Source organism: Streptomyces sp. SAI-127 (assembly GCF_029894425.1).
Lineage (GTDB): Bacteria > Actinomycetota > Actinomycetes > Streptomycetales > Streptomycetaceae > Streptomyces.
The window spans coordinates 7,002,926-7,029,516 of sequence record NZ_JARXYJ010000001.1 but is presented as its reverse complement, the minus strand read 5'-3'; the positions used below and the strand labels follow the sequence as shown (position 1 = coordinate 7,029,516).

Here is a 26,591-nt window from a genome sequence, read left to right as displayed (position 1 = left end):
GAGGGGCGTGCGGGGACTTTTTGAGTCCGGTCCGTGACCGCCTGGTTACTTTGCCTTACGAGTACGCGGGCCAACGGCCGTGAAACCACTTGAAAGGCGTACGGGAACCGGCGCTAGAGAGCGGCCGCGCCGCGCTCCCGCAGTGCCTGGCCGTACTGCTGGAGTACCCACACCTCGTTCTGTACGGCGGCCAGGTGGGCCGGGTCGCCGCCGGAGCCGAGGCGGATCAGGGTGCCCTGGATCTCCTGGATGCGGCGGTCGACGGCGCGGCGGCGGACCGTGACGAGCTGTTCGCCGGCGTAGTTCTCGTCGACCGTGCGCCGCATGATCGCCTCGACGGCCAGCTCCGTGACCATGGCGCGGACCGCGTCATCGGGGGCGGCCTCGCGGACCCGGACGAGGTAGTCCTGGGAGTCCTGGACGCCGTACTCCGCGCCGCCCGCGTCCATGATGGCCTGGCGTACGGCGGCGTAGGGCGGGGCGGTGAACTCGTCGATGCCGTACGCGTCGAAGGCCGGGGAGACCAGCTCGGGGCGCTGCAGGGCGAGCTTGAGCAGCTCGCGCTCGGTGGCGTAGACGGGGTTGCGCAGGGTCAGGGCGGGGCCGGAGACGGCGGGGCGGTGGGCTCCGTCGTACGACGGCTGCTGCGGGCCGCGTCCCGAGGGGGCCGGGCCCCTGCCGCCGCGGTCGCGGGACCAACGGGCCAGCTGGGCCACCCTCTTGACCACGAACTGGGTGTCGAGGATGCCGAGCATGCCGGCGAGCTGGACGGCGACCTCGTGCTGGGCGCCGCTGTTCTTGATGCGGGCGACGATCGGGGCGGCCTCGTCGAGGGCCGCGGCGCGGCCGGCGGGGGTGTCGAGGTCGTAGCGGACGACGATCTGGCGCAGCGCGAACTCGAAGAGCGGGGTGCGGGGTTCGGCCAGGTCGGCGACCGCCTCGTCGCCCTTGGCGAGGCGCAGCTCGCAGGGGTCCATGCCGTCGGGGGCGATCGCGATGTAGGTCTCGGCTGCGAACTTCTGGTCGTCCTCGAAGGCGCGCAGGGCCGCTTTCTGGCCGGCCGCGTCGCCGTCGAAGGTGAAGATCACGCGGGCCGAGCCGTTGTCCATCAGCAGCCGGCGCAGGATCTTGATGTGGTCGCCGCCGAAGGCCGTGCCGCAGGTCGCGATCGCGGTCGTCACGCCGGCGAGGTGGCAGGCCATGACGTCGGTGTAGCCCTCGACGACGACCGCGCGGGACGCCTTGGCGATGTCCTTCTTCGCGAGGTCGATGCCGTAGAGGACCTGGGACTTCCGGTAGATCGCCGTGTCGGGCGTGTTGAGGTACTTGGGGCCGTTGTCCGCCTCGTAGAGCTTGCGTGCGCCGAAGCCGACGACGTCTCCGCCGATGTCGCGGATGGGCCACATCAGACGGCCGCGGAAGCGGTCGATGGGGCCGCGGCGGCCTTCCTGGGAGAGACCGGAGAGCAGGAGCTCCTTGTCGGTGAAGCCCTTGCCGCGCAGGAAGCGGGTGAGGTGGTCCCAGCCCTGGGGGCTGTAGCCGACGGAGAAGTGCGCGGCGGCGGCCTGGTCGAAGCCGCGCTCGGCGAGGAACTGGCGGCCGGTGTCGGCCTCCGGGCCGGTGGCCAGCTGCTCCATGTACCAGTCGGCGGCGATCTTGTGGGCCTCGACCAGGCGGATGCGCTCGCCGCGCTGGTGGGAGGGGTTGTAGCCGCCCTCCTCGTACCGCAGGGTGATGCCGGCCTGGCCCGCCAGGCGCTCGACCGCCTCGGAGAAGGAGAGGTGGTCGACCTTCATCACGAATGTGATGGTGTCGCCGCCCTCCTGGCAGCCGAAGCAGTGGAAGAGGCCCTTGCTCGGACTGACCTGGAAGGACGGCGACTTCTCGTCGTGGAAGGGACACAGGCCCTTGAGGTTGCCACCGCCCGCGTTGCGCAGCTGGAGGTACTCGGACACCACGGCGTCGATCGGGACCGCGTCCCGTACCGCCTTCACGTCCTCGTCGTTGATCCGTCCTGCCACGCGTGAAGTCTACGGGGAGGTACTGACACCTACGGGACGAGGCTGACGAGGGGAACGTGCGGGTCCGCCAGTGCCTCCGTGTCCACCTGAGCCCTGGATCGGATCAGTCCCTGAATCGGCTCTGTGACGTCCCACACGTTGACGTTCATCCCGGCCAGCACACGGCCCTGCTTCACCCAGAAGGCGATGAACTCCCGCTTCCCGGCGTCTCCCCGGATCACCACTTCGTCGTACGAGCCCGGGGGTGCCCAGCCGCTGTACTCCATTCCCAGGTCGTACTGGTCGGAGAAGAAGTAGGGCACCCGGTCGTACGTCACCTGGCGGCCCAGCATCGCTCGCGCCGCCGCAGGGCCGCCGTTGAGCGCGTTGGCCCAGTGCTCGACCCGCAGCCGGTTGCCGAAGAGGGCGTGGTGGAAGGAGGCCACGTCGCCCGCCGCGTAGATGTCCGGGTCGGAGGTGCGCAGTTGTGCGTCCACGGCGACACCGCCGCCGTGCGCCCGGTCCGCCAGTTCGAGCCCGGCCGCCTCCGCGAGAGCGACGCGGGGGGCCGCGCCGACCGCCGCGAGGACGTCGTGCGCGGGATGCTCCTCGCCGTCGTCGGTACGGGCCGCGAGGACCATGCCGTCCTGCCCGACGATCTCCGTCAGTCTGGCCCCGAAGTGGAAGCGGACACCACGCTCGCGGTGCAGCTCGGCGAAGAGGTTGCCGAGCTCGGGGCCGAGGACCGAGTACAGGGGGGTCGACAGGGGCTCGACGACGGTGACCTCGGCGCCGTACTCCCGGGCCGCCGCCGCGACCTCCAGGCCGATCCAGCCGGCGCCGGCGATCACAAGGTGACCGTTGTCCCTGCCCAGGGTGGCCAGGACACCCTTGAGGCGCTCGGCGTGGGCGAGGCGGCGCAGGTGATGGACGCCCGCGAGATCGGTCCCCGGGATGTCCAGCCGGCGCGGCTCCGCGCCCGTCGCCAGCAGCAGCTTGTCGTAGCGGACGACGGTGCCGTCCTCGCCGAAGCGGACCGTCTTCGCCGCACGGTCGATGGCGTCCACGGTCTCGCCGAGGTGCAGCTCGATGTCGTTGCGCGCGTACCAGGCGGGTTCGTGGACGAAGACGCTGTCGCGCTCCTCCTTGCCGAGGAGGTAGCCCTTGGAGAGCGGCGGGCGCTCGTAGGGGTGGTCGCGTTCGTCGCAGATCAGTATCACGCGGCCGGTGAAGCCCTCCGTGCGGAGTGTCTCGGCCGCCTTCGCGCCGGCGAGACCTCCTCCGACGATGACAAATGTCTGATCCGCGTCGACCACTTGATGCCTCCTCGTAAGGGTGCCGCCACATGGGAGCGTCCCGCACGGAGTGTGATGGGGGAAGAGGGAGTGGCCCGATCAGGCCACGGAGGGTCACATTCGGTCTCGATCCATGTCACTCCCGTCTCCTCCACACAACTTGTGTCCCGCAAGCATCACAGGTGACCCGTGAGACGGGCGTGAAGCGAACGGGCGGACGCGTCGGTGAGGGACGCGATCTGGTCGACGATCACCCGCTTGCGCGCGCGGTCGTCGGGCGCGTCGTCGAACAGCGCGTGGAACTGGGGCTCGAGGCCGTCCGGGGCGCGGACGGTGAGCACCTCGGCCAGTTCGGCGACGACGATCCGCTGGTCGGCCCGCAGCCGCTCCTGCTCCGCGCGCTGCATGACATACCGGTCGGCGACGGCCTTGAGGACCGCGCACTCCAGGCGGGTCCCGTGCGGTACGACGAGTTCGGCGTCGTATCTCGTGAGTCTGCCGGTGCCGTACCGCTCGCGCGTGGCGGCTTCGGCGGAGAGGCAGAAGCGGCCGATGAGCTGGCTGGTGGCGTCCTTGAGGCGGGCCTGGGCGACGGCCGAGCCGTCGTAGCCGTGCGGCCACCATGGCTGGTCCTGGAGGCGGTCGAGGGCTTCCGCTAGTTCCGCCGGGTCGGTGTCGGCGGCGACGTACCTGCCGAGGGCCACCTCGAAGACGGCCCGGCGTTCCGGTTCGGCGTGCAGGTAGTTGGGGTCGATGTGGCCCGCGTGCAGGCCGTCCTCGACGTCGTGGACCGAGTAGGCCACGTCGTCGGCCCAGTCCATCACCTGGGCCTCGAAGGTGGTGCGGGTGCCCGGGGCGTCCTTGCGGATCCAGTCGAAGACGGGGCGGTCGTCCTCGTAGACGCCGAACTTCCGCGACTGCGCTCCGCGCGGCCAGGGGTACTTGGTGGCGGCGTCGAGGGTGGCTCTGGTGAGGTTCAGTCCCACCGATCCCTCGTCGGTGAAGCGTTTGGGCTCGATGCGGGTCAGGAGCCTCAGGGACTGGGCGTTGCCCTCGAAGCCTCCGCAGTCGTCGGCGAACTCGTTCAGCGCCTGTTCGCCGTTGTGACCGAACGGGGGGTGGCCGAGGTCGTGGGCCAGACAGGCGGCCTCGACCAGGTCCGGGTCACAGCCGAGGGCCGCGCCGAGCTCACGGCCGACCTGGGCGCATTCCAGGGAGTGGGTGAGCCGGGTGCGGGGGCTGGCGTCCCAGGCGTGACTGCGGGTTCCTGGTGTGACGACCTGCGTCTTGCCGGCGAGCCTCCGGAGCGCGGCGGAGTGGAGGATGCGGGCCCGGTCGCGCTGGAAGGCGGTGCGGCCGGGGCGTTTATCGGGTTCTGGGGCCCAGCGTTCTGTTGACTGCAGGTCGTACGGCATGTCTCGACAGTACGGGCAGTGACTGACAATTCGCCTGTACGTCTGCCGGGTGGCGGTTATACGGCGAGTGCGGGCAGTTGGTGGCTGGTCGCGCCCCTTCGGCCGGCGACCTGGTCGTAACGGTGCAGGATCAGGTCCGCCATCGCGGGGTGGGTGCCCAGGGGGGCCGAGGCGATCCACGGGGCCTTCGCCGCGCACTGGGTCGCGAACAGGCCGGGGGCCGTGAAGTACGACGCCACCGCCACCCTGTCGCGACCTCGCGCTGCCAGTGCGCGGATCGCCGTGTCGACCGTCGGGGTCGCCGCGGAGGCGTAGGCCGGGACCACCGGGACGCCCAGGCGGTCCGACAGAAGGTGGGCCGTGCGGCGGGTGTCCACGGCCGAGTCGGGGTCGCGGGAGCCCGCCGACGCGAGGACCACCGCGCTGGTGCGGCGGGTCTCCTGGTTCGTGCCCCAGCCCGCCTCGACCAGGCGGGCGTGCAGGGTCTCCACGAGCAGCGGGTGCGGGCCCAGCGGGGCAGCCACGCGCGTGCGGGCCGCGGAGGCCGCCGCCATCTCCGGGATGTCGCGCTTGACGTGATAGCCGCGGCTGAGCAGCAGCGGGACCAGGACCGCCTCCGCCGTACCCAGGGACGCCAGGGTGTCCGGCAGCAGGGGCTCGTTCAGCTCGATGTGGCCCAGGTGCACCGGCAGGTCGGGGCGCTGGGCGCGGACCTGGTCCAGGAGTTCGTGGACCGTGTTCAGGGTGCGCGGATCGCGGCTGCCGTGGGCCACCAGGACGAGCGCGGACGGCTCGGGGCGGCGCCTGTCGTCGAGGGAGACGAGGCTGGGCTGGCTGCTGATCCGGTTCATGGAACGATGGTGACGGCCTGAGGTTGCCACCCCGTTTCACGGCAATAACGCGTGCTTTCCGACGGTTCACCATGCGGGGCGCAGGCGTGTGAGGCGGCGTGACCTGCGCATTCTCGTCCGGCAGTGAGGCTGGTCACGCTCCTGCGGGCGAACCGATCGGCCTGACCGTACGTCTCTCGTTGTCGGAAGGCCGACCGGGGAGGGACCGTCCGATGCGACTGCCGAAGGTGCGCGGACCGCGCCTGCCACGCACGCGTGCCGGGCGGCGCAGGCTCGTGCAGGCCGTGATGGCGGGGTGTGTGCTCGCGCTGCTGCCGTCGACCTGGATGTACGTCGTGACGGGTGACCGGCTGCGGACGACGGCCGACGTGCCGCGCACCGAGGTGGCCGTCGTCTTCGGTGCCGGGCTGTGGGACGGCGAGCCGTCGCCGTATCTCGCCCATCGGCTCGACGCGGCGGCGAAGCTGTACCGGGAGAACCGGATCGAGGTCGTCCTCGTCACCGGCGACAACAGCCGCGAGGACTACGACGAGCCCGACGCCATGCGCGCGTACCTGACGCGGCACGGCGTCCCGGACACGCGGATCGTCAGCGACTACGCGGGCTTCGACACCTGGGACTCCTGCGTGCGCGCCAGGAAGATCTTCGGCGTCCACAAGGCGGTGCTCATCAGCCAGGGCTTCCACATCCGGCGCGCGGTCGCGCTCTGCCAGGCGGCGGGGGTGACGTCGTACGGCATCGGTGTCGACGCCAAGCACGACGTCACCTGGTACTACGGCGGTACCCGGGAGATCCTCGCGGCGGGCAAGGCGGCCCTGGACGTGGTGGTCCGGCCGGATCCGCGGTTCCTGGGACCGAAGGAGCCGGGTGTGGCGGACGCGCTGGCCTCGGCCCGCCGCTGAGGCCGCCGAGGTGGCCCGGGAGGCGGGGCACGGTGCCCCGCCTCCCGGGTCGGCCGTCACCGGCCGGTGAAGCGCGGGGCGCGTTTCTCGAGGAACGCGGTCATGCCCTCCTTCTGGTCGGCCGTCGCGAACAGGGCGTGGAAGACCCGGCGTTCGAAGCGGATGCCGTCGCGCAGGCCGGTCTCCAGGGCCTGGTGCACACACTCACGGGCCGCCCTGACCGCCGTACGCCCGTACGAGGCGATCGTCGCGGCCGCCTCCAGGGCCTCCGGCAGGACCCGGTCGTCCGGTACGACCCGGGAGACGAGACCGCAGCGTCCCGCCTCCCGCGCGTCCATCGTGCGGCCGGTGAGGACCAGGTCCATCGCCTTCGCGTGGCCGACCAGGCGGGTCAGGCGCTGGGTGCCGCCGATGCCCGGGATCACGCCCAGCTTGATCTCCGGCTGTCCGAAGACGGCCGACTCCCCCGCGATGACGAGGTCGCACATCATCGCCAGTTCGCATCCTCCGCCCAGCGCATGGCCGTTGACGGCGGCGATCTTCGGGGTGCGCAGGTCCGCGAACTCCTCCCACGCGGCGAAGTAGTCCTCGGCCGCCATGTCCACGGCCGACTTCCCGGCCATCTCCCTGATGTCGGCTCCCGCCGCGAAGACGCGTTCCGAGCCGGTGACGACGTAGCAGCCGACCTCGGGGTCCGCGTCCAACGGGCGCAGCGCGTCGAGGAGTTCGGCCAGCAATTCGGAGCTGAGCGCGTTGCGGACGTGCGGGCGGTGCAGACGTACGGTCACGACCGCGCCGTGCCGTTCGAGCTTCAGGTTGTTCATCGACGTCCCCTTCTACGAGTCCCAGATCGCGCCGTACGCCGGGATCCCCCGCCGCTCCAGGCCGTGCACCACCTGCCAGGTCAGCCTCTTGTTGGAGATGCAGATGACCGCCTCGGCGCCGAAGTCCCGGTAGGCCTCGTACGCGAGGCGCACCATGTCGGGCTTGCCGCGCTGTGAGGTGTCCCAGACCAGGGCGTGCGGCTGGACGGCGAGGATCTCGTCGACGAGGGCGTCGCCGTAGGTGGTGCGGGGGTCGCGGGTCGCCCAGACCAGACGGGAGGGGACCTCGGCCGCGAGGAGGTGGGGCAGGCAGGGGCCGATGCCGCTGCCGGTCGCCACGTAGACCACCTTCGTGAACAGGGTCTCGATGTTGGCGACTCCGGCCGTGGTGATGCCCTTCACCCAGACCTTCGCCGGCAGGTCGTCGATGAAGGCGCCCGTCCAGTCGCCGGCCCGGGAGATGGTGAGCCGGAAGCCGGGCTCGCCGGGTGCGGGGACGTTGGCGAAGGAGTGCCATTCCCTCAGCGGGCTGCGACTGATCGCGGTGGAGGAGCCCGCGAAGGGGGTCTCGCCGTGGTCGAAGCGGGCCAGCACGACGTGGGAGGAGGGGCGTTCGAGGCGTACGGCCACCTTGCGCAGCCGTAGCCAGGGCAGCGCCACGCTGAAGGTGACCAGCGCGAGCACCGCCAGTGACGCCGGTCCCGCGGACGACAGCAGGGTGTGCGTCCAGAACAGGGCGAGGGCCGTCCAGCCGCCGAAGCGGTGGATCTTCTCGAAGTGATCGTGGTGGCGGGAGCGGAACGGGGGCAGGGCGGTGGCAATGATGAGCGCGAGGAGGGACAGCAGGGTCCAGCCGACCGCCGCCAGGGGGCCATTGGGTGTCGTGACCGTCAGGGCCAGGAACCAGGCCGTCCCGGCCAGTGCTCCGCCGACGTGCAGTCCGCCGAAGTGGTAGACCTTCCCGAGCGTCCAGCGGATCTTCAGCGGCCAGGTCGTCGGGGGCCGAGTGGCCAGCCGGAAGAAGAGGTTGACGACGTACTGCTGGCGGACGATCACGGCGAGGGCGAGGTTGGCGAGCGCCGCGTGGCCGAGGGTCCGCGTCGACAGGGGCCAACCGGCCCACAGGAAGGCCAGGTTGGCCGCGATCACCAGTCCCGCCAGCCGGTTGTAGTGCATCAGCCGCGGGTGCTTCAGGAGCCGCCTCGCCGCGGAGGTGAGGGGCGGGAGGTCGGTCGTCTCGCGGACGGGTGCGGTCGTCATCGGGCCACCGCCAACCGCTCGTCGGCCATCCGCAGCAGGGCCTGCTTGTCGATCTTGCCGCGGTCGGTCTCCGGTAGGTGTGTCAGGGCCATGACACTCTCGGGCACGCAGTAGTACGGCAACGCCTCCGCCACCGCCCGCCTCGCCGCGTCGGGGTCCACGTCCGCCGGGCTGACGAACGACACCAGGGTCCGGGCGTCCCGCTTCAGGGTCACCGCGCGGGCGCAGCCCTCGACCGCTTCCAGGACCGAGGAGACGGAGTCGAGTTCGACCCGGAAGCCGCGGACCTTGACCTGGTCGTCGGTGCGGCCGAGGTGTTCGAGCTCGCCGCTGGGCGTCCAGCGGCCGAGGTCGCGCGTGCGGAACATACGGTGCTCGCCGCCGAGAAAGGGGTCGGGGGCATAGCGCTCGGCGTTCAGCGCGGGGTTGTCCAAGTAGCCCGCCGATACGCAGTCGCCACCCGCCCACATCTCGCCGACCGCGCCGATGGGCAGCGGGCGACGGTCGCCGTCGAGGACGTAGACCGTGTTGTTGGGGGTGGGGCGGCCGATGGTCAGCAGGGGGGCCGCCGGGTCGTGGCGGCTCATCGTGTTGACGATGGTCGTCTCGGTCGGGCCGCAGCAGTTGTAGAAGACGGCCTGGCGGGCCCAGCGGTCGGCGAGGGGGCGCGGGCAGGGCTCTCCGGCGACGGCGACCGTGCGGACGCGCGGGCAGACGGCCGGGTCGATGCCGGACAGGACGGTCGGGGTGGCGATCAGGACGTCGGCCGTGCGGGCCGTCGCGTTGATGTCCCGGCCGCGGATGACGAGGGTGCCGCCGTGGGTGAGGCAGCCGAGGATCTCCCAGGCCGCCATGTCGAAGGCCACGTTGAGCAGGTGGGCCACGCGGTCGCCGGGGCGGATGCCGAGGCCGCCGGGTTCGGTGAGGAGGATGCCCGCGACGTTGCGGTGGGTGACCTTCACGCCGTTGGGGCGGCCGGTGGTGCCGGAGGTGAACAGGACGTAGCAGCCGTCGTCGGGGCGGACGGTCCGCGGGGGCGCGCCCGCCGGCTCGTACGGCAGCGGTTCGTCGAGGGTGATCACGTGGGGGCCCCGCGGGACGCGGGCCGCGTGCTCGGCGACGGTCAGGACGATCCGGGTGCGGGCGGTGCGGATCACATGGGCGAGCTGGGCCGGGGGCGCTAGGCCGATGTCCTGGGGGACGTAGGCGGCGCCCGCCTTCAGGATGCCGAGCAGGCCGACGAGCATCGGGATGGAGCGGCGTACGAAGAGTCCGACGTGGTCGCCGGGCCGTACGCCCTCGCGGATCAGACGGGTGGCGAGGGCGTCGGCGTAACGGTCGAGCTCGCCGTAGGTGATCGTCGCGCCGGCGTGCTCGGCGGCCACGACGCGCGGGGTGGCGGCCGCCTGGCGCTCGACGGCGTGGTGGACGAGCGGGTCCGGGACGGAGACGGCGGGGCCGTGTCCGTAGACCCGGAAGAGGTGCCGGTCGCGGGGGGCCAAATGGCGCAGAGACATGCTGGGGGAACCTCCTGGCTGGCTTATCGCATGACGGTTTGCCTGGCGCCAAGCTGGATCCGCGCTCGACTGTAGCCGCGGTTTTTCAACACTCAACAATGCGTGCTCGGCCAAACACGCAACGGAATGCGCCACATGTGGCGTCTTTCACATCGCAGGCAACTTCCGTACCGCCCTGCGACGACTCTCAGGTGGGCGAGTATGCGCCTCACCGCTCCCGGGCGCCGATCGGGAGGTCGCCGTCTTTGCCGCGTAACACGGAGCCGTCCTCGGTGTAACACGGCCGAAGCACGCTGAAAGGCATGCAGAACACCGCGACGCCCACGCACTGCCCGTACTGCGCCCTGCAGTGCGGCATGAACCTGACCCCCGCTCCGGACGGGACCGTCGAGGTGAGCGAGCGCGCGGACTTCCCGGTGAACCGGGGGGCGCTGTGCGGCAAGGGCCGTACGGCACCCGCGGTGCTCTCGTCCCGGGTGCGCCTGACCTCCCCGTTGGTGCGCTCCGGGGGCACACTCGTGCCCGCCACCTGGGACGAGGCACTGGGCCGGATCGCCGAGGAGCTGTCCCGCACGCGCGCGGAGCATGGCCCGGACGCGTGCGGGGTCTTCGGCGGGGGCGGCCTGACGAACGAGAAGGCGTACACGCTCGGCAAGTTCGCGCGGGTCGTCCTCGGCACCTCGCAGATCGACTACAACGGGCGTTTCTGCATGTCGTCCGCGGCGGCCGGGGGGATGAAGGCCTTCGGCCTGGACCGGGGGCTGCCCTTCCCGTTGGAGGACATCCCGAAGTCCGGCTGTGTGATCCTCGTCGGCTCGAACCTCGCCGAGACCATGCCGCCGTCCTTGCGGTTCTTCACCGAACTGAGGGAGAACGGCGGCACGTTGATCGTCATCGATCCCCGCCGCACCAAGACCGCCGAACAGGCCGACCTGCATCTGATGCCCCGGCCGGGGACGGACCTCGCGCTGGCGCTCGGTCTGCTGCACCTCGTCGTCGCCGAGGGGCTGGTCGACGAGGAGTACGTCCGTGAGCGCACGGCCGGCTGGGAGGACGCGCGGGCCGCCGCGATGGCCCACTGGCCGGAGTACGTGGAGCGGATCACCGGCGTTCCGGTGCCCCAGCTCCGGGAGACCGTACGGATGTTCTGCGAGCCCGAGTCCGCGATGGTGCTCACCGCGCGCGGGCCCGAGCAGCAGTCCAAAGGCACCGACACCGTGAGCGCGTGGATCAACCTGTGCCTGGCGACCGGGCGGGCAGGGCGGCCGTTCAGCGGCTACGGCTGTCTGACCGGGCAGGGCAACGGACAGGGCGGGCGCGAACACGGCCAGAAGGCCGACCAGTTGCCCGGCTACCGCAAGCTGGACGACCCGGCGGCGCGGGCGCATGTCGCCGAGGTGTGGGGCGTGGACCCCGACTCGCTGCCCGGACCGGGGCGCAGCGCCTACGAGTTGCTCGACGCGCTCGGCACGGACATCAAGTCGCTGCTGCTGATGGGCTCCAACCCGGTGGTGTCGGCGCCGCACGCCGCGCACATCGAGGAGCGCATCAAGTCCCTGGACTTCCTCGCCGTCTGTGACGTCGTGCTCTCGGAGACGGCCGCCCTCGCGGACGTGGTCCTGCCGGTCACGCAGTGGGCCGAGGAGACGGGCACGACGACCAATCTGGAGGGGCGGGTGCTGCTGCGCCGGCAGGCGATCACGCCGCCGGACGGCATCCGCAGCGACCTGGAGGTCATGCACGAACTCGCCGACCGCCTCGGGGTGGAGAAGGGCTTCCCGACCGACCCCGAGGAGGTCTTCGAGGAGCTGCGCCGGGCGAGCGCGGGCGGTCCTGCCGACTACTCCGGGATCACCTACCGGCGGCTGGCCGAGGAGAACGGGGTGTTCTGGCCGTGTCCGACGGAGGACACGGTGGTGCACCCCGGTACCCCGCGCCTCTTCCTGGACCGCTTCGCCACCCCGGACGGCCGGGCCCGCTTCGTCCCCGTCTCGCACCGGGCGATCGCGGAGGAGCCCGACGAGGAGTACCCGGTGCTGCTGACGACCGGCCGGGTCGTGGCGCAGTACCAGTCCGGGGCGCAGACCCGCCGGGTGGACGAGCTGAACGCCGCCGCGCCGGGGCCGTTCGTGGAGCTGCACCCACGGCTCGCGGAGCGGCTGGGGGCGGCCGAGGGCGACCCGGTCGCCGTGGTCTCACGGCGCGGGCGGGCCGTGGCCCCGGCCCGCATCACACTCGGCATCCGCCCGGACACCGTCTTCATGCCCTTCCACTGGTACGGCGAGGGCCGCGCCAACACCCTCACCAACCCGGCACTGGACCCGACGTCCCGGATGCCGGAGTTCAAGGCGTGCGCGGTACGGGTGGAGGCGGTCAAGTCGTAGTTGCCGCACGGCTGTTGGCTCACAGGAGTGGAGGCGAGCCGCTGGGGCGTTGCGCTGGGGTGGTACGCCGCGGTGGTGCGGGCGGGGCGGGGGACGCCGGGTGGGGCGTCGGGGCCGGTGCGCTGGGGCGGACGCCCGGCCGGTACGTGGGGGCTGGTGCGCTGGGGCGGGCGCCCGGCCGGTACGTGGGCTGGTGCGCCGGTCCGGTGCGCTGAGGCGGACGCCCGGCCGGTGCATGGGCTGGTGCGCCGGTCCGGTGCGCTGAGGGCGGTGCGCCGGGGCAGCCGCCGAGCCGGTACGCCAGGGCAGACGCCCCCGCCGGTATGCCAAGGCGGACGCCAAAGCGGTGCACTGGAGCGGACGCCCGGCCGTACGCCAGGGCCGGTGCGGTGGGGCGGACTCCCAGCCGGTGGGCGAGCCGGGCGCCGGGGCGGTGCCCTTCCCCTCAGGGCGACAGCGACGGTCGACGTCGGCCGAGGTGCCCGTGCGGCCGGTCGCTCGCACCGCTCAGCGGCGGGACAGCCAGTCGCCGCTCTCGATCAGTTTGCCGCGCGACCGCAGGCGGGCCGTGACGGAGGGCGCGGCCACGTACACCCACGCGCGCACGGCCGTGCCGTCGGCGGTCCTGGTCACCTCGCGCGCGACGCGTTCGTAGAGGTTGCGCGGGTCGCCCGGGGCGTACTCCTCCAACTCGTCCAGGGCGGCGAGCAGTTCGCCGTAGTCCTCCGGGGCGGCGGTCACGAGCTCGCCGAAAACCGGTCCGCCGCCCGGTTCCTCGACGGCGTACGGGTAGCCGGGACCGTCGTAGAGCAGCGCGCCGGCGAGTCGGCCCGGCTCCTCGGAGCGGATACGGCCGCGCAGGAAGAGGTCGTGGTTGGCCTCGCCGGGGCGGAGCGTGCCGTAGACGAAGAACGGGAGTCTCGCAGAGGTCACAGAAACGATTCTCTCCCCTCACAACCCTGCACGTGACACGGTATGGACACGGCTTGTCATGACCTCTTAAATCTTGGTCAACGTCCGCGCCACCCCCCACGCGCCGCGTTGGCGCCTTTCAGAGGAGACCGATGAGTCGGATACGGCCGTACGTCCGAGGTGCCCGTTCCCGCCGTCTCGCCACCGCCGGAGTCGCCGCCACCACCGCCACCCTGCTGGCCGCCGCCCTTTCCCCCGCCGCCGGTGCGGCCGACAGACCGACCAGGGCCACCGCGCTCGAGAACGCCGCCTCCGTCCTGGCCGACCGGGCCTCGGCGCTGGGCCTCACCTCCGCGCAGGACACGAAGGTCCGTGACGTGATCGTCGACGCCGACGGCACCCAGCACGTCCGCTACGACCGTACCTACCGCCAACTGCCCGTACTGGGCGGCGACTTCGTGGTCCACCTGGCGCCGGACGGGGCGTACAAGAGCTCCTCGCGTGCCACGAGGAGCGCGATATCCCTCTCCAGCGTCACCCCCGTCCTGTCCGCCCCGAAGGCGGCCGACCTCGCGGCGAACGCCCTCAAGGCCGCCAACCTCGGCGAGACGCTGAAGAAGCTGACCGCCAAGCCGCAGCTGGTCGTCGACGCCCTGCACGGGGCGCCGAAGCTGGCCTGGCAGACGAACGCCGCCGCACAGGACTCCCTCGGCAACCCGGTGGCGCGGACGGTGCTGACGGACGCGCGGACGGGCGCGCAGATCGACGCGTGGGACAGCATCGAGCAGGCGGCCGGCGACGGCAAGTCGCTGTACAGCGGGACGGTTCCGCTGCAGACGACGCAGTCGGGGTCGACGTACCAGCTGAAGGACGCGGCCCGTGGGAACACCTACACCGGCGACGCGGCCAACAAGACCGACCTGTGCTTCCTGACCATCTGCCTCAGCCGGGCGCCGTCGACCGTGTTCACCGACGCCGACAACCACTGGGGGACGGGGGCGACCTCGGACCGGGCCACGGCGGCGGTGGACGCGCAGTACGGCACCGACGTGACCTGGGACTACTACAAGAACGTCCACGGCAGGAACGGCATCGCCGGGGACGGCAAGGGCTCCTACAACCGCGTCCACTACGGCACGAACTACAACAACGCCTTCTGGGACGACAGTTGCTTCTGCATGACGTACGGCGACGGTGACGGGACCCAGCTCGGTCCGCTGGTGTCGCTGGACGTGGCGGGCCACGAGATGTCCCACGGCGTGACCTCGAAGACGGCGGCACTGACGTACTCGGGCGAGTCGGGCGGCCTCAACGAGGCGACCTCCGACATCTTCGGCACGCTGGTGGAGTTCTACGCGGGCAACTCCTCGGACACCGGCGACTATCTGATCGGCGAGAAGATCGTCCGCTCCGGCTTCGGCCGCGACGCCCTGCGCTACATGGACAAGCCCTCCAAGGACGGCAACTCCGCCGACTCCTGGAGCAGTTCGGTCGGCAACCTCGACGTCCACTACTCCTCCGGCGTGGCGAACCACTTCGCGTATCTGCTGGCGGAGGGCAGCGGCGCCAAGACCGTCAACGGCGTCAGCTACAACTCCCCCACCTCCAACGGCTCCACGGTCACCGGCATCGGCCGCGACAAGCTGGGCGCCATCTGGTACCGGGCGCTGACGGTCTATATGACATCCTCGACGAACTACGCGGGGGCACGGACGGCCACCCTGAACGCGGCGAAGGATCTGTACGGCGCGGGCAGCACGGAGTACAACGCGGTGGCGGCGGCCTGGAGCGCGGTGAACGTGAACTGAGAGCCCTTGCTCGTGACACGGCCGCCCCGGGATCCGGGGCGGCCGTACCCGTCGGAGGACGAGGGCGGTTGGGCGAGGAGGACGGTTGGGCGAGTACGACCCGCACATCCATGTCGAGGTGAAGGTGGTCCGTGGCGAGGCCGCCGTCCGCAATATGCTCGCGGCCACGTTCGGCCTGGCCGGGGACCTGCCGAGCGTCGTCGCCACCGGGTGCGGACGGCGGGTGCCGTACGCCATGGCCTCGCCGCGACCGGACCACGTCACGTGCCTGCCCTGCCGGGAGCACGCCCGGTCGGAGCATCTGCGCTTCGCCGACGAGATCGAGCGTCTCAGCCGGCTGCCGGGCTCGTCCGTCACCCCCGCCCAGGCCCAGCAGGCCGCGGCCCGGCACCGCGCGCTGGCGGACGGGTTCTCCGGCCGGGAGGGCTGAGAGTTTCCGGAGTGGGACGGACTTTTCACGCGCCGGGTCGAGTCCGCCGGGACCGAGGTCCAGGCCCTGTCCGGCGGACCAGACGGGAGCCCGGCACGCGCGCCCCCGATCGGGAGGCCCTAGCCGAAGTCCGGAAGCGCGACCGTGCCGTCCTCCGCCAGGGGGAAGCCCGGGTTGTACGCCACCTCCCAGGCGTGTCCGTCCGGGTCCGTGAAGGCGCTGGAGTAGAAGCCGATCTCGTTCACCGCGGCCGGTTTGGTGATGGTGCCGCCCGCCTCCGCCACCTTCGCGAGGAGGGCGTCGACCTCCGCCTCCGAACGGACGTTGTGGGCGAGGACGATACCGCCGAAGCCGTCCCCCGGGCCCGGTTCGAGGCCGCAGTCCGCCGCCAGTTTCTCCCGGCTCCACAGGACCAGGCCCAGCCCCCCGGCCTGGAAGAAGACGGTCTCCGCGACCTCCTGGCCCCGCCATCCCAAAGCCTCGTAGAAGGCCTTGGAGCGGGCCAGGTCCGTGACGCCCAGCGTGATCAGGGTGATGCGCTGTTCCATGCCCATCGCCTCACCGTAACGCCGGTACGGGGGTCCGGCGCGACAGCCCTGACCGCCCGACCGTCACCTTCCGTACGGCCTGGCGGTCCTCCCCTCCCTCAGCACCTGGCCCCACCACACCAGCTGGTCCAGCATCGTCTTCGCCGCGGCGTCCGGGCCCGAGGGATCCTTCAGGCGGCCGTCGGCGAAGGAGCCCCCGGCGTTGTGGAAGCTCACCGTGTCCCTGACCGTCACCGCGTGGAGTTCGGCGAAGACCTGGCGGAGGTGTTCCACCGCGCGCAGGCCGCCCGAGATGCCGCCGTAGGAGACGAGGGCCACCGGCTTGGCCTGCCACTCCGTGAAGTGCCAGTCGATCAGGTTCTTCAGGCCGGCCGGGTAGGAGTGGTTGTACTCCGGGGTGAGGACCACGAAGGCGTCCGCCGACGCGAGTTTCGGGGTCACCGAGGCGAGGGCGGCGGTCGCCTCGGGGCTCGGCGCCATGGTCATGGGCAGGTCGGTCTCGGCCACGTCCACGATGTCGGGGACCAGGTCGTCGCGGTCGCGGAGGCGGTCGAGGAGCCAGTCGGCGACGACCGGGCCGAAGCGGCCGTGGCGGTTGCTGCCGATGACCAGGGCGACGTGAAGAGGAGCGGTGTCTGTCTGCATGAGGGACAGCCTGATACCTCGACCAAAGTTGAGGTCAAGCGCGGATCGCGGGCGCCGGGTCACCCGTTCACACGCGCGCCCCGCACTCTTCGGGATCTCTTCGGCGACCGGCCCGCCGTACGGCGATGACCTGCTGAAACTCTGGCCGAAGCGCCCCGGGACGCAGCGATCTGACACCCATTCACCACATTTCTGACGAACTCTCAGGAAGCGGGCTCGGCCCACTGCCACTTACCTCGAAGGCACAGACATCCACTGGAGAGCTCGAAGGAGCATCATGCGCCCCACCGCCCGGCTGCTGACCGGCAGCGCGCTCGTCGTCGCCGCGGGTCTCGTCTGTGCGCCCGCGTACGCCGGGGACTCGGACGGTCTCGAGGTGTTCCCGTCGTCCGCGGTACCGGGCGGCCGGGTCACGGTGAACACGACCGCGTGCGGGGACAGCGGTACGGCGGAGGGGGACGCCAGCGCGGTGGGCGCGGACTCCTTCACGCTGGCGCCCAGCACGCACGAGGGTGACGCGATCGGAGAGTTCCGGGTGCCGCCGAGCGCGCAGCCGGGGACGTACGAGATCGCCGCGACCTGCGCGGAGGGCGGCCGGCGGGTGACCGGTGACCTGGTGGTCACGCTGACCTCGCAGCGTCAGCCGGTGCATCCCAGAGGAAGTGTGAAGACGGGGGTCGGTGGCGCTCTGGGCCCCGATCCCGTGCAGACCGCGGCCGGTGTGGCGGCTCTCGCCGTCGCCGCCGCGGGCGGTACCTGGCTCCTGCATCGCCGGGCGAGAGGCGACGGGATCTGACGGACACCCTCCGCTGTCCGTCCGCCGGTACCGCATGTCCCCTCCCCCTCCGGGTCCGACGCCCCTCGCGGCCCGGAGGGGGACGGGCCGGCCGTCGAGGAGGTTCCTGTGCGCAACCGCAGCTTCGGCAACACCGTCATAGCGGGCGTCACCGTGGTGGCCCTGTGCACCGGCGCGTGGCTGCTGCGCAGCGGCACCGAGACACATGCCCCGCCGCAGCCGTCCGCGGCCCAGGCAAACTCCCCCACACGGGGGGAGGTCGCCCGGGCGGGGGTCCCCGCGCTGCCCCCGTCCCCGCCGGACCGCGTGCGCATCCCCGCGATCGGCGTGGCCGCGCCGCTGATGGGCCTCGCCCTCACCCGGAGCGGCAGCCTCGACGTCCCGCCGGCCGGCCGGAAGAACCTCGCCGGCTGGTACGAGGCCGGCACCACCCCGGGCGAGACGGGCACCGCGATCGTCGCCGGGCATGTCGACAACGCCGAGGGACCCGCCGTCTTCTACGACCTCGGCGCCCTCCGGAAGGGCAGCGCGATCGAGGTGGACCGGCGCGACGGAAGCGTCGCGGTGTTCACGGTGGACGCGGTCGAGGTGTACGACGCGAAGGACTTCCCCGACGAGAAGGTGTACGGGGCCGCGAGCAGGCCCGAGCTTCGGGTGATCACCTGCGGCGGCGGCTACTCACGCGCGACCGGCTACCGGGGGAACGTGGTGGTGTTCGCGCACCTCACGGCGAGCCGCTGACGACCGCCTCGGCGATGGCGCGCGCGCAGACCAGGGCCTCGGTGTGGGTGGTGTCGACCTCGATGTCGTAGACCACACCCTGGTGGACGAGCTCCGCCTGCTTCTCGGCCATCCCCCGCGACCGGTCGCCCCGGACGATCTCCCGCCCCGCGGCCACCTCCGCGTCGCACCGGACGCCGACCCACAGCACGTCCAGCCCGTCCAGCGACTTCCGCCACCGTTCCTGCGAGTGCGCGCCGCCCAGGAACACGTCGTCGACGATCACCCGGGCGCCCGCCCAGGCCGTCGCGGCGACCCCGGCCCGCCAGGCCGCCTCCAGCCGCGTGAACTCCTCGCCCACGCTCACTCCGCCGTCCGCCGCGAACTCGATGCCCGTGTCCGAGGACTGGAGCGAGGCGGGCATCGAGTCGACGAACCCGTCGATACCGAAGGACAGCCACGGGTCCGGCAGGACCGCCTGAAGACAGCGCACGATGCCGGACTTGCCCGAGCTGGAACCACCGTTGAGCACGATCACCTGAGTCGTCACGGCGTCACGCTAGCGTCGGGCGAGCGATTGTTCGTACGCAATAAACGCCGAGGAAGGCACCGGCGACCGGGGGCCGCGCGGCACAGGGCCCCCGGGGACACCCCGGGACCGCGTGATCGCGGCGGCGGAACGTGCGTCCCGTCACACCGCGGCTCAGCAGGGGCGCTGCCGAGGGGGCTGACGGAGACCGGGTCGTAGACCACGCCGTACGCCCTCACCGGGACCGACGCCCGCATCGCGGCCCTCCTCACAGCGCGCACCGGCCGCCCGCCCCGAACCCTCACATCCGCCCCCGGCACCTGCTGAGGGCAGCGTTCCTCGCGGGAAACAGACGTGATGCGGTCGGGTAACACCCACAACGCACGCTCCTAGACATGACCTCGAATACGCGTGTGGTGGTGATCGGCGCCGGGCTCGCGGGCGTCCGGCTCGCCCGGCGGCTCGGAGAGCTCGGCACGCCCGTGACGCTCGTCGGCGAGGAGGAGCACCGCCCGTACAACCGGGTGCTCCTCGCCGAGGTGCTGGCGGGACGGTACACCCCGGACGTGATCGCGCTTCCGGCGCCGGCCGCGCTGACCCGTGCCCGGGTCCTGGGCATCGACCGCGAGGCGCGGACCGTCGAGTGCGCGGACGGTTCGAAGATCGCATACGACCGGCTGGTTCTGGCCACCGGCTCGAACCCGGTACTGCCGCCGCTGCGCGGTCTGTTCACCCCCGACCACGAGCTGCCGGAGGGTGTCCACGCCTTCCGCACCATGGACGACTGCCTGGGTCTGTCCAAGGCTGTCCGGCCGGGAGTGAAGGCGGTCGTGATCGGCGGCGGGCTCCTCGGGGTCTCGGCGGCCCGCGCGCTCGCCCAGCGTGGCGCCCAGGTCATGCTGGCCCAGCAGTCCGAGCGGCTGATGGAGCGCCAGCTCGACCCGAGCGCGTCCAAGCTGGTCCGGCGCCACCTCGGAGACCTCGGTGTCGAGGTCCACACCGATCTGCGCGTCCGTGACGTGCGCTGCGTCGGCGGCGCGGTCCGCTCGGTCGAGATGGCCGACGGATACGCCCTCGACGCCGAGATCGTGGTCCTGGCCTGCGGGGTCCACCCCCGTGTCGGTCTCGCGCAGACCGCGGGCCTTCAGGTCCGCAAGGGAGTCGTCGTCGACGACGAACTGCGCACGTCCGACCCGTACATCCACGCCATCGGCGACTGCGCCCAGCACGACGGCAATGTCTACGGCCTCGCCACCCCGGCCCTCGAACAGGCCGATGCGCTCGCCGAGTTGCTGGCCGGACGGGTGAACGCCCGCTACACCGGCACCCGTTCGCTGACCCGGCTCACACTGCCCGGCCAGACCGCCTTCGACCTGGCGGCGTTCGGCGAGACCGAGGCGCTCCCGGGCGACGACGTCGTCCAGCTCGCGGACGCCACCCGCGGCACCTATCGCAAGGTCGTCGTGCGCGACGACCGCCTGGTCGGCGGGGTTCTCGTCGGCGAACTCGGCACCGTCGGCGCGCTCGCCCGCGCCTGGGAGGGAGCAGAGCCGCTCCCCTCCGACGGCGGCCCGCTGCTCCACCTGCTCACCAACGATGGAGGCTCCTGAGATGACCGCCACCCCGGGGCCCACCCCCACGATCGTGCTCGTCGGCCACGGCATGGTCGGCCAGCGCTTCCTCGAAGCACTCGCCGAGCGCGGCATGACCGCCACCCACCGCGTGGTCGTGCTGTGCGAGGAGCCGCGTCCCGCGTACGACCGCGTCGCGCTCACCTCGTACTTCTCGGGCAAGACGCCCGAGGACCTCTCCATGACGGACATGGAGTTCATCGAGACGCACGGCATCGAGCTGTACGTCGGCGACCCCGCCGTCGCCGTCGACCGCGAGGCGAAGACGGTCACCGCGAAGTCCGGGCAGGTCTTCGCGTACGAGACCCTCGTCCTCGCCACCGGCTCCTACCCGTTCGTGCCGCCGGTCCCCAACAAGGACGCCGCGGGCTGTTTCGTCTACCGCACGATCGAGGACCTCCTCGCCATCGAGGAGTACGCGAAGACCCGCACCACCGGTGCCGTGGTCGGCGGCGGTCTGCTCGGTCTGGAGGCGGCCGGCGCGCTGAAGGGTCTCGGACTCACCTCCCACATCGTGGAGTTCGCGCCGCGGCTGATGCCGGTGCAGGTCGACGAGGGCGGTGGCGCGGCGCTGCTGCGCACCATCGAGGAGATGGGCCTGAGCGTCCACACCGGGGTGGGCACGCAGGAGATCGTGGTCGACGCCGAGGGTGCCGTCACCGGCATGAAGCTCTCCGACGGCAGCGAACTCGCCACCGACCTGGTGGTGTTCAGCGCCGGTGTCCGCCCCCGCGACCAGCTGGCCCGCGACTGCGGCCTCACGGTCGGCGAGCGCGGCGGCATCACGGTCGACGAGCAGTGCCGTACGGTCGCCGACCCGCACGTCTTCGCGATCGGCGAGTGCGCGCTGGCCGCCGACGGCCGGGTGTACGGCCTGGTGGCGCCCGGTTACGAGCAGGCCGAGACGGCCGCGGCGACCATCGCCTCCGACGAGGCCGCCTTCCTCGGCGCCGACCTGTCCACCAAGCTGAAGCTGCTCGGTGTGGACGTCGCCTCCTTCGGTGACGCGCACGGCGCGACCGCGGACTGCCTCGACGTCGTCTACTCCGACTCGCGTGCGGGCCTGTACAAGAAGCTGGTCATCGGCCGCGACGGCACGCTGCTGGGCGGCATCCTGGTCGGCGACGCGGAGGCGTACGGCACGCTGAAGGCGTTCACCGGTTCGGTCCCGCCGGTCAAGCCCGAGTCGCTGGTGCTTCCCGCCGGTGCCGGGGAGTCGGTCCAGCTCGGCCCGACCGCGCTGCCGGACGACGCGATCATCTGCTCCTGCAACAACGTCCGCAAGGGCACGATCCGCGCCGCGGTCACCGACCACCAGTGCACGACCGTGCCCGAGGTGAAGAAGTGCACCAAGGCCGGTACGACGTGCGGCAGTTGCGTCAAGGTGCTCGGCCAGCTGGTCACCGCCGAGCTGGAGGCGTCCGGCGTCGAGGTCGACAAGGGCCTGTGCGGCTGCTTCTCGCAGACCCGCGAGGAGCTCTACGAGATCGTCCTCGCCCTGCGCATCAACACCTACCAGGACCTCCTGGACCGCTACGGCCGCGACGGCGCCAAGGGCGGCGACGGCTGCGAGATCTGCAAGCCGGCGGTCGGCTCGATCATCGCCTCCCTCGCCCCGACCATCGGCGCGAGCGGCTATGTCCTGGACGGCGAGCAGGCGTCGCTGCAGGACTCCAACGACCACTTCCTCGCCAACATCCAGAAGAACGGCTCGTACTCGGTCGTCCCGCGCATCCCCGGTGGTGAGATCACCCCGGAGGGCCTCATCGTGATCGGTGAGATCGCCCGCGACTTCGGCCTCTACACGAAGATCACCGGTGGCCAGCGGATCGACATGTTCGGCGCCCGCGTCGAGCAACTCCCGCTGATCTGGACCCGGTTGGTGGACGCCGGCTTCGAGTCCGGCCACGCCTACGGCAAGTCCCTGCGCACGGTGAAGTCCTGCGTCGGCCAGACCTGGTGCCGCTACGGCGTCCAGGACTCGGTCCGCATGGCGATCGACCTGGAGCTGCGCTACCGGGGCCTGAGGTCGCCGCACAAGCTCAAGTCGGCGGTCTCCGGCTGCGCCCGCGAGTGCGCCGAGGCCCAGTCGAAGGACTTCGGCGTCATCGCCACCTCCAACGGCTGGAACCTCTACGTCGGCGGCAACGGCGGCGCGACCCCCCGCCACGCGGACCTCTTGGCCCAGGACCTCTCGGACGCCGAACTGATCAAGTTGATCGACCGGTTCCTGATGTTCTACATCCGCACCGCGGACCGTCTGGAGCGCACCTCGACCTGGCTGGAGCGCATCCCCGGCGGCCTGGACCACGTCCGTGACGTGGTCGTGGAGGACTCCCTCGGCATCTGCGAGGAGCTGGAGTCCCTGATGACGGCCCACGTGGCGCACTACGCCGACGAGTGGGCGACCACCATCAACGACCCCGAGAAGCTCGCCCGGTTCGTGTCCTTCGTCAACGCCCCCGACACCCCCGACCCGGTCGTCGGCTTCGTCGCCGAGCGCGACCAGATCAAGCCCGACCTGCCGCTGCTGACCATCGGCCACCGCCCCCTGGAAGGAAGCGCCCAGCGATGACTCTGGCACCCGAGACCACCGACCTGAAGGTCGAACTCCAGCTGAACGACGACTGGTTCGCGGTCTGCGAGCTGGCCCGGCTGCTCCCCGGCCGGGGCGTGGCGGCCCTGCTGCCCGACGGCCGTCAGGCCGCCCTGTTCCGCGACCGCGCCGGCAACCTCTACGCCGTCGACAACCGCGACCCCTTCGGCGGCGCGGCGGTCCTCTCCCGCGGCCTGACCGGCACCCACCAGGGACGGCCGTTCGTGGCCTCACCGCTGCTGAAGCAGCGCTTCGACCTGGAGACCGGGCAGTGCCTGGACGACGAGTCGGTGCGGATCACGACGTACGCGGTGCGGACGGCGTAGAAAGCTTTCTTGACCGACCGTTCTCGATAAGTCTAGGCTGCGATGCGTGGCCAGGACCAAGGAGTTCGATCCCGAGGCCGCGCTGCAGTCAGCCCTGGAGCTGTTCTGGCGGCGCGGCTACGAGGCGACGTCGATGTCCGACCTCGTGGAGCACCTCGGTATCGGGCGGGCCAGCATCTACGCCACCTTCGGCAGCAAGCACGAGCTGTACCTGAGGGCGCTGGACCGCTACGACAGGGCAGGGCTCCCGCCGATCGTGCGGGAGCTGTCCCAGCCGGGGCCCGCGCTGCCGGCCGTACGGACGGTCGTACGGCGGTACGCCACGGAGGCCGCCGACGAGCAACTGCGCCGGAACGGCTGCATGGTCACCAACGCGGCGGCCGAACTGGCCCCGCACGACCCGGCGGCCGCGCGGCACGTCGAGCGCAACTGGGACCAGCTGGAGACCGTGCTGCACTCGGCGCTGGTCCGCGCGCAGGCGCAGGGCGAACTACCGGCGGACCGCGACCCGTTGACCCTCGCGAGGATGCTGCTGGTACTGCTCCAGGGGCTGCGGGTCGTCGGCAAGGCGTCGGCGGACCCGGCCCGGGTGCGGGACGCGGCGGAACAGGCGCTGGCGCTGCTCGACTGAACCCTTTCGGGGCGGGCGGCGCCCTTTTCTTTGCCGCCATACTGAACCGATCGGTCAAGAATAAGTCGGCCGTCGGTCGTGAACAAGTCGTTCAAGAATCAGGGGAGATCATGACGCGCTTCACCGGCAGGACCGCTCTCGTCACCGGCGCGGGCTCGGGCATCGGCCGAGCCACCGCCCTGGCGTTCGCCGCGGAGGGTGCGCAGGTGGTCGTCGCCGGACGCGGGCGGGAGCCGCTGACGGAAACGGTCCGGCTGATCGAGGAGGCGGGCGGCAAGGCGCTCATGGTGACCGGGGACGTCACGCGGGACGCCGAGATCCAGGCCGTCGTGGACGCCGCGGTGGACCGCTTCGGCTCGCTCGACGTGGCCGTCAACAACGCGGGGGTGTTCCGGGGCGGGCAGCCCTTGGCGGAACTGTCGTCGGCGGACTGGCAGGAGCAGCTCGACATCAACCTCACCGGGATGTTCCTGGCGCTCCGGGCCGAGATCCGCCAGATGCGCTCGCAGTCCTCCGGCGGCGCGATCGTCAACATCGCCTCCACCTTCGGCGCCCACACCCGCTCCCCCGGCGCCGCCGCTTACGCCGCCACCAAGGCGGCCGTCTCCGCGCTCACCCGGGGCGCGGCCCTGGACCACATCCACGACGGCGTCCGCATCAACGCGGTCAGCCCCGGCGCGGTGGACACCCCGATGTCCCTGCGCCCCGGCGAGGCGGAGGCGGACCGCGCCGACCGTGCGAAGGCCACCCTCCCCCTGGGCCGTGTCTCGACCACGTCCGAGATTGCCGCCGCGGTCCTGTACCTGGCCTCGGACGACGCCTCCTCGGTGGTGGGCACCGACCTGGTGGTGGACAGCGGCGCGACGGCCTGAACAGCCACCGGCGAAGACCGGCTGGGAGAAAACGGCTGGAGAGCGAAAGTCCCCCGTGCTTGCATGGGCGACATGGTGCCCACCGACCGTCTTCTCGCCTTCGCGGCCATGTCGTTCCTGCTGATCGTGGTCCCCGGACCCAGCGTGCTGTTCGTGATCGGCCGGGCGCTCGCTCAGGGCCGGCGTGCCGCCCTGACCACGGTGGCGGGGAACACCATCGGCGCCTACGTGCTGGTCCTGGCCGTCGCGTTCGGGGTCGGCTCGATCGTGGAGCGCTCGGTCCTGGTCTTCACCACGCTCAAGCTCGCCGGTGCCGCCTACCTCGTGTACCTGGGTGTCAGGGCGTGGCGCGGGCGCGGGTCACTGCGCGCGGCGTTCGCCGATGACGTGACGGCCGCGGCGGCGGGGCACGGCGGTCTGCGAACGTTCTGGGAGGGGTTCGCGGTCGGCGTGACCAACCCCAAGACCATCGTGTTCTTCGCCGCCGTACTGCCGCAGTTCGTGGACCGCGGCCAGGGCCATGTGGCCGCGCAGATGCTGCTGCTCGGGCTGGTCTTCAACATCATCGCGCTGGTCTCCGACGCCGGGTGGGGGCTGGTCGCGGCGACCGCGCGGGGCTGGTTCGCCCGCTCGCCGCGCCGCCTCTCCCTGGTGGGCGGGGCCGGCGGACTGACCATGATCGGCCTCGGTGTGACGGTGGCGGTGACGGGCCGCAAGGACTGAGGGCTCAGAGGGCTCAGACTCAGAGAGCTCAGACCTTCAGGGCGTCGTACGTCACCCCCGTGAGCTCCTCCGACGCGGCCCAAAGCCGCTGGGACGCCCGGTCGTCGCGGGTCCAGGGGGCCCGCCAGGAGGGGGCCGGGGAACCGCGCCACCCCGCCAGGGACGGGCCGGTGAAGGAGTCGGGCGGTACGTCGGGGGCGGTGGCAGCGTAGAGGGTGGGGAGGGCGCCGGCGTCGGCGGACTGGGCGAAGAAGCGGTTGCCGACCCGCATGAAGCGTTCCGCCGCCCTGCGGCCCGCCATCTTCGGGCCCGCCGTCTGGAGGTTGGTGGCCGCGTACCCCGGGTGTGCCGCCGCCGCGACCACGTCCGAGCCGTGGGCCGCCAGCCTGCGGGCCAGTTCGTGGACGAAGAGGAGATTGGCGGTCTTGGAGCGGGCGTAGGCGACCCAACGGCGGTAGCGGCGCTCGCTGTTGAGGTCGTCGATGTCGATGTTGGCCAGCGCGTGCGCCGTGCTGGAGACGGTCACGACGCGTGCGGCGGGTGTCTCGAGAAGTGTGGGCAGCAGCAGGCCGGTCAGGGCGAAGTGGCCCAGGTGGTTCGTGCCGAACTGGGTCTCGAAGCCGTCCGCCGTCGTGCCGTACGGCAGTGCCATCACGCCCGCGTTGTTGACCAGGAGGTCGAGGCGGTCGTAGGGATACGCCGCCGCGAACTGCCGTACGCAGGACAGGTCGCCGAGATCCAGGCGGGCGAACTGCACCTGCGCGCCCGGCACTTCGGCGACCAGCCGCTCCCCGGCCCCGGCACCGCGCGCCTCGCTGCGGCAGGCGAGCAGCACGCGGGCACCCCTACGGGCCAGCTCCCTCGCGGTCACGTACCCGATCCCGCTGTTGGCCCCGGTGATGACGGCGACGCGTCCGCTCTGGTCGGGGATGGCCTTCGCACTCCAACCTGACATGGCCGGGCTCCCTCCGCAGAC

General features: G+C 71.7%; 24 protein-coding genes. 12 read left to right on the top strand and 12 right to left on the bottom strand.

Annotation, left to right across the window (positions count from 1 at the left end):
- Positions 1–113: 113 nt before the first annotated feature.
- The 4 genes from dnaG to M2157_RS32315 all read right to left on the bottom strand — a co-directional run bounded on the left by dnaG (position 114) and on the right by M2157_RS32315 (position 5,561).
- Positions 114–2,021: a DNA primase gene (dnaG, locus tag M2157_RS32330; RefSeq protein WP_280866953.1), complete on the bottom strand. Its 1,908-nt coding sequence runs from the start codon at positions 2,019–2,021 to the stop codon at positions 114–116.
- 29 nt (positions 2,022–2,050) lie between these two features.
- Positions 2,051–3,316, bottom strand: a complete 1,266-nt coding sequence (locus M2157_RS32325) for an FAD-dependent oxidoreductase (protein ID WP_280866952.1) — start codon at positions 3,314–3,316, stop codon at positions 2,051–2,053.
- 155 nt (positions 3,317–3,471) lie between these two features.
- Positions 3,472–4,710: a deoxyguanosinetriphosphate triphosphohydrolase gene (locus M2157_RS32320; RefSeq protein WP_280866951.1), complete on the bottom strand. Its 1,239-nt coding sequence runs from the start codon at positions 4,708–4,710 to the stop codon at positions 3,472–3,474.
- 56 nt (positions 4,711–4,766) lie between these two features.
- Positions 4,767–5,561 (bottom strand): sirohydrochlorin chelatase, encoded by a 795-nt coding sequence (locus M2157_RS32315; protein WP_280866950.1) that lies wholly within the window; start codon positions 5,559–5,561, stop codon positions 4,767–4,769.
- Between the two features lie 212 nt (positions 5,562–5,773).
- Here M2157_RS32315 and M2157_RS32310 point away from each other — a divergent pair, with 212 nt between their 5' ends.
- Positions 5,774–6,463, top strand: a complete 690-nt coding sequence (locus M2157_RS32310; protein ID WP_280857477.1) for an ElyC/SanA/YdcF family protein — start codon at positions 5,774–5,776, stop codon at positions 6,461–6,463.
- Between the two features lie 56 nt (positions 6,464–6,519).
- On the opposite strand, the gene M2157_RS32305 is transcribed toward M2157_RS32310, so the two are convergent.
- The 3 genes from M2157_RS32305 to M2157_RS32295 are packed head-to-tail and all read right to left on the bottom strand — an operon-like array spanning position 6,520 to position 10,064.
- Positions 6,520–7,287: an enoyl-CoA hydratase-related protein gene (locus M2157_RS32305; protein ID WP_280866949.1), complete on the bottom strand. Its 768-nt coding sequence runs from the start codon at positions 7,285–7,287 to the stop codon at positions 6,520–6,522.
- A gap of 12 nt (positions 7,288–7,299) precedes the next feature.
- Positions 7,300–8,547 (bottom strand): hypothetical protein, encoded by a 1,248-nt coding sequence (locus M2157_RS32300; protein WP_280866948.1) that lies wholly within the window; start codon positions 8,545–8,547, stop codon positions 7,300–7,302.
- Complete coding sequence (locus M2157_RS32295; protein WP_280866947.1) at positions 8,544–10,064, bottom strand: amino acid adenylation domain-containing protein; 1,521 nt, start codon at positions 10,062–10,064, stop codon at positions 8,544–8,546. The genes M2157_RS32300 and M2157_RS32295 overlap by 4 nt, the downstream gene beginning before the upstream one ends.
- Before the next feature lie 302 nt (positions 10,065–10,366).
- Here M2157_RS32295 and M2157_RS32290 point away from each other — a divergent pair, with 302 nt between their 5' ends.
- Complete coding sequence (locus M2157_RS32290) at positions 10,367–12,448, top strand: molybdopterin oxidoreductase family protein (RefSeq protein ID WP_280866946.1); 2,082 nt, start codon at positions 10,367–10,369, stop codon at positions 12,446–12,448.
- Positions 12,449–12,955: 507 nt separating this feature from the next.
- Here the strand turns inward: M2157_RS32290 and M2157_RS32285 are convergent.
- A complete protein-coding gene (locus M2157_RS32285; protein ID WP_280866945.1) occupies positions 12,956–13,381 on the bottom strand; it encodes a gamma-glutamylcyclotransferase in 426 nt (141 codons plus the stop codon).
- Between the two features lie 131 nt (positions 13,382–13,512).
- On the opposite strand from M2157_RS32285, the gene M2157_RS32280 reads away from it, so the two are divergent.
- Complete coding sequence (locus tag M2157_RS32280) at positions 13,513–15,168, top strand: M4 family metallopeptidase (protein WP_280866944.1); 1,656 nt, start codon at positions 13,513–13,515, stop codon at positions 15,166–15,168.
- A gap of 85 nt (positions 15,169–15,253) precedes the next feature.
- Entirely contained in the window at positions 15,254–15,598 is a 345-nt protein-coding gene (locus M2157_RS32275; RefSeq protein ID WP_280866943.1) for a hypothetical protein, read from the top strand.
- 119 nt (positions 15,599–15,717) lie between these two features.
- Here M2157_RS32275 and M2157_RS32270 read toward each other — a convergent pair whose 3' ends face one another.
- Positions 15,718–16,146: a VOC family protein gene (locus tag M2157_RS32270; protein ID WP_280868306.1), complete on the bottom strand. Its 429-nt coding sequence runs from the start codon at positions 16,144–16,146 to the stop codon at positions 15,718–15,720.
- A 63-nt stretch (positions 16,147–16,209) separates the two neighbouring features.
- Complete coding sequence (locus M2157_RS32265; protein WP_280866942.1) at positions 16,210–16,791, bottom strand: NAD(P)H-dependent oxidoreductase; 582 nt, start codon at positions 16,789–16,791, stop codon at positions 16,210–16,212.
- Positions 16,792–17,068: 277 nt separating this feature from the next.
- On the opposite strand from M2157_RS32265, the gene M2157_RS32260 reads away from it, so the two are divergent.
- On the top strand, positions 17,069–17,587 hold the full coding sequence (locus M2157_RS32260; protein ID WP_280857486.1) for a hypothetical protein: 519 nt from the start codon (positions 17,069–17,071) through the stop codon (positions 17,585–17,587).
- Positions 17,588–17,695: 108 nt separating this feature from the next.
- Entirely contained in the window at positions 17,696–18,328 is a 633-nt protein-coding gene (locus tag M2157_RS32255; protein WP_280866941.1) for a class F sortase, read from the top strand.
- Here M2157_RS32255 and cpt read toward each other — a convergent pair.
- Positions 18,312–18,857 (bottom strand): chloramphenicol phosphotransferase CPT, encoded by a 546-nt coding sequence (cpt, locus tag M2157_RS32250; RefSeq protein ID WP_280866940.1) that lies wholly within the window; start codon positions 18,855–18,857, stop codon positions 18,312–18,314. The genes M2157_RS32255 and cpt overlap by 17 nt on opposite strands.
- Positions 18,858–19,231: 374 nt before the next feature.
- Here cpt and M2157_RS32245 point away from each other — a divergent pair, with 374 nt between their 5' ends.
- From M2157_RS32245 to M2157_RS32220, 6 genes are all read left to right on the top strand, one after another.
- Positions 19,232–20,446 carry an FAD-dependent oxidoreductase gene (locus M2157_RS32245; protein WP_280866939.1) on the top strand — a complete coding sequence of 405 codons (1,215 nt, stop codon included), beginning with the start codon at positions 19,232–19,234 and terminating at the stop codon, positions 20,444–20,446.
- Position 20,447: 1 nt separating this feature from the next.
- The gene (gene nirB / locus M2157_RS32240) at positions 20,448–23,042 is read left to right on the top strand and encodes a nitrite reductase large subunit NirB (RefSeq protein ID WP_280866938.1); all 2,595 of its coding nucleotides are present in this window, start codon (positions 20,448–20,450) and stop codon (positions 23,040–23,042) included.
- Positions 23,039–23,389 (top strand): nitrite reductase small subunit NirD, encoded by a 351-nt coding sequence (nirD, locus tag M2157_RS32235; RefSeq protein ID WP_280866937.1) that lies wholly within the window; start codon positions 23,039–23,041, stop codon positions 23,387–23,389. The genes nirB and nirD overlap by 4 nt, the downstream gene beginning before the upstream one ends.
- A 46-nt stretch (positions 23,390–23,435) precedes the next feature.
- Positions 23,436–24,020 (top strand): TetR/AcrR family transcriptional regulator, encoded by a 585-nt coding sequence (locus M2157_RS32230; protein ID WP_280866936.1) that lies wholly within the window; start codon positions 23,436–23,438, stop codon positions 24,018–24,020.
- 110 nt (positions 24,021–24,130) lie between these two features.
- Positions 24,131–24,892 carry a glucose 1-dehydrogenase gene (locus M2157_RS32225; RefSeq protein ID WP_280866935.1) on the top strand — a complete coding sequence of 254 codons (762 nt, stop codon included), beginning with the start codon at positions 24,131–24,133 and terminating at the stop codon, positions 24,890–24,892.
- A gap of 72 nt (positions 24,893–24,964) precedes the next feature.
- Positions 24,965–25,615 carry a LysE family translocator gene (locus M2157_RS32220; RefSeq protein WP_280866934.1) on the top strand — a complete coding sequence of 217 codons (651 nt, stop codon included), beginning with the start codon at positions 24,965–24,967 and terminating at the stop codon, positions 25,613–25,615.
- A 28-nt stretch (positions 25,616–25,643) separates the two neighbouring features.
- Here the strand turns inward: M2157_RS32220 and M2157_RS32215 are convergent, their stop codons facing one another.
- The gene (locus M2157_RS32215; RefSeq protein WP_280866933.1) at positions 25,644–26,570 is read right to left on the bottom strand and encodes an oxidoreductase; all 927 of its coding nucleotides are present in this window, start codon (positions 26,568–26,570) and stop codon (positions 25,644–25,646) included.
- Positions 26,571–26,591: the final 21 nt, after the last annotated feature.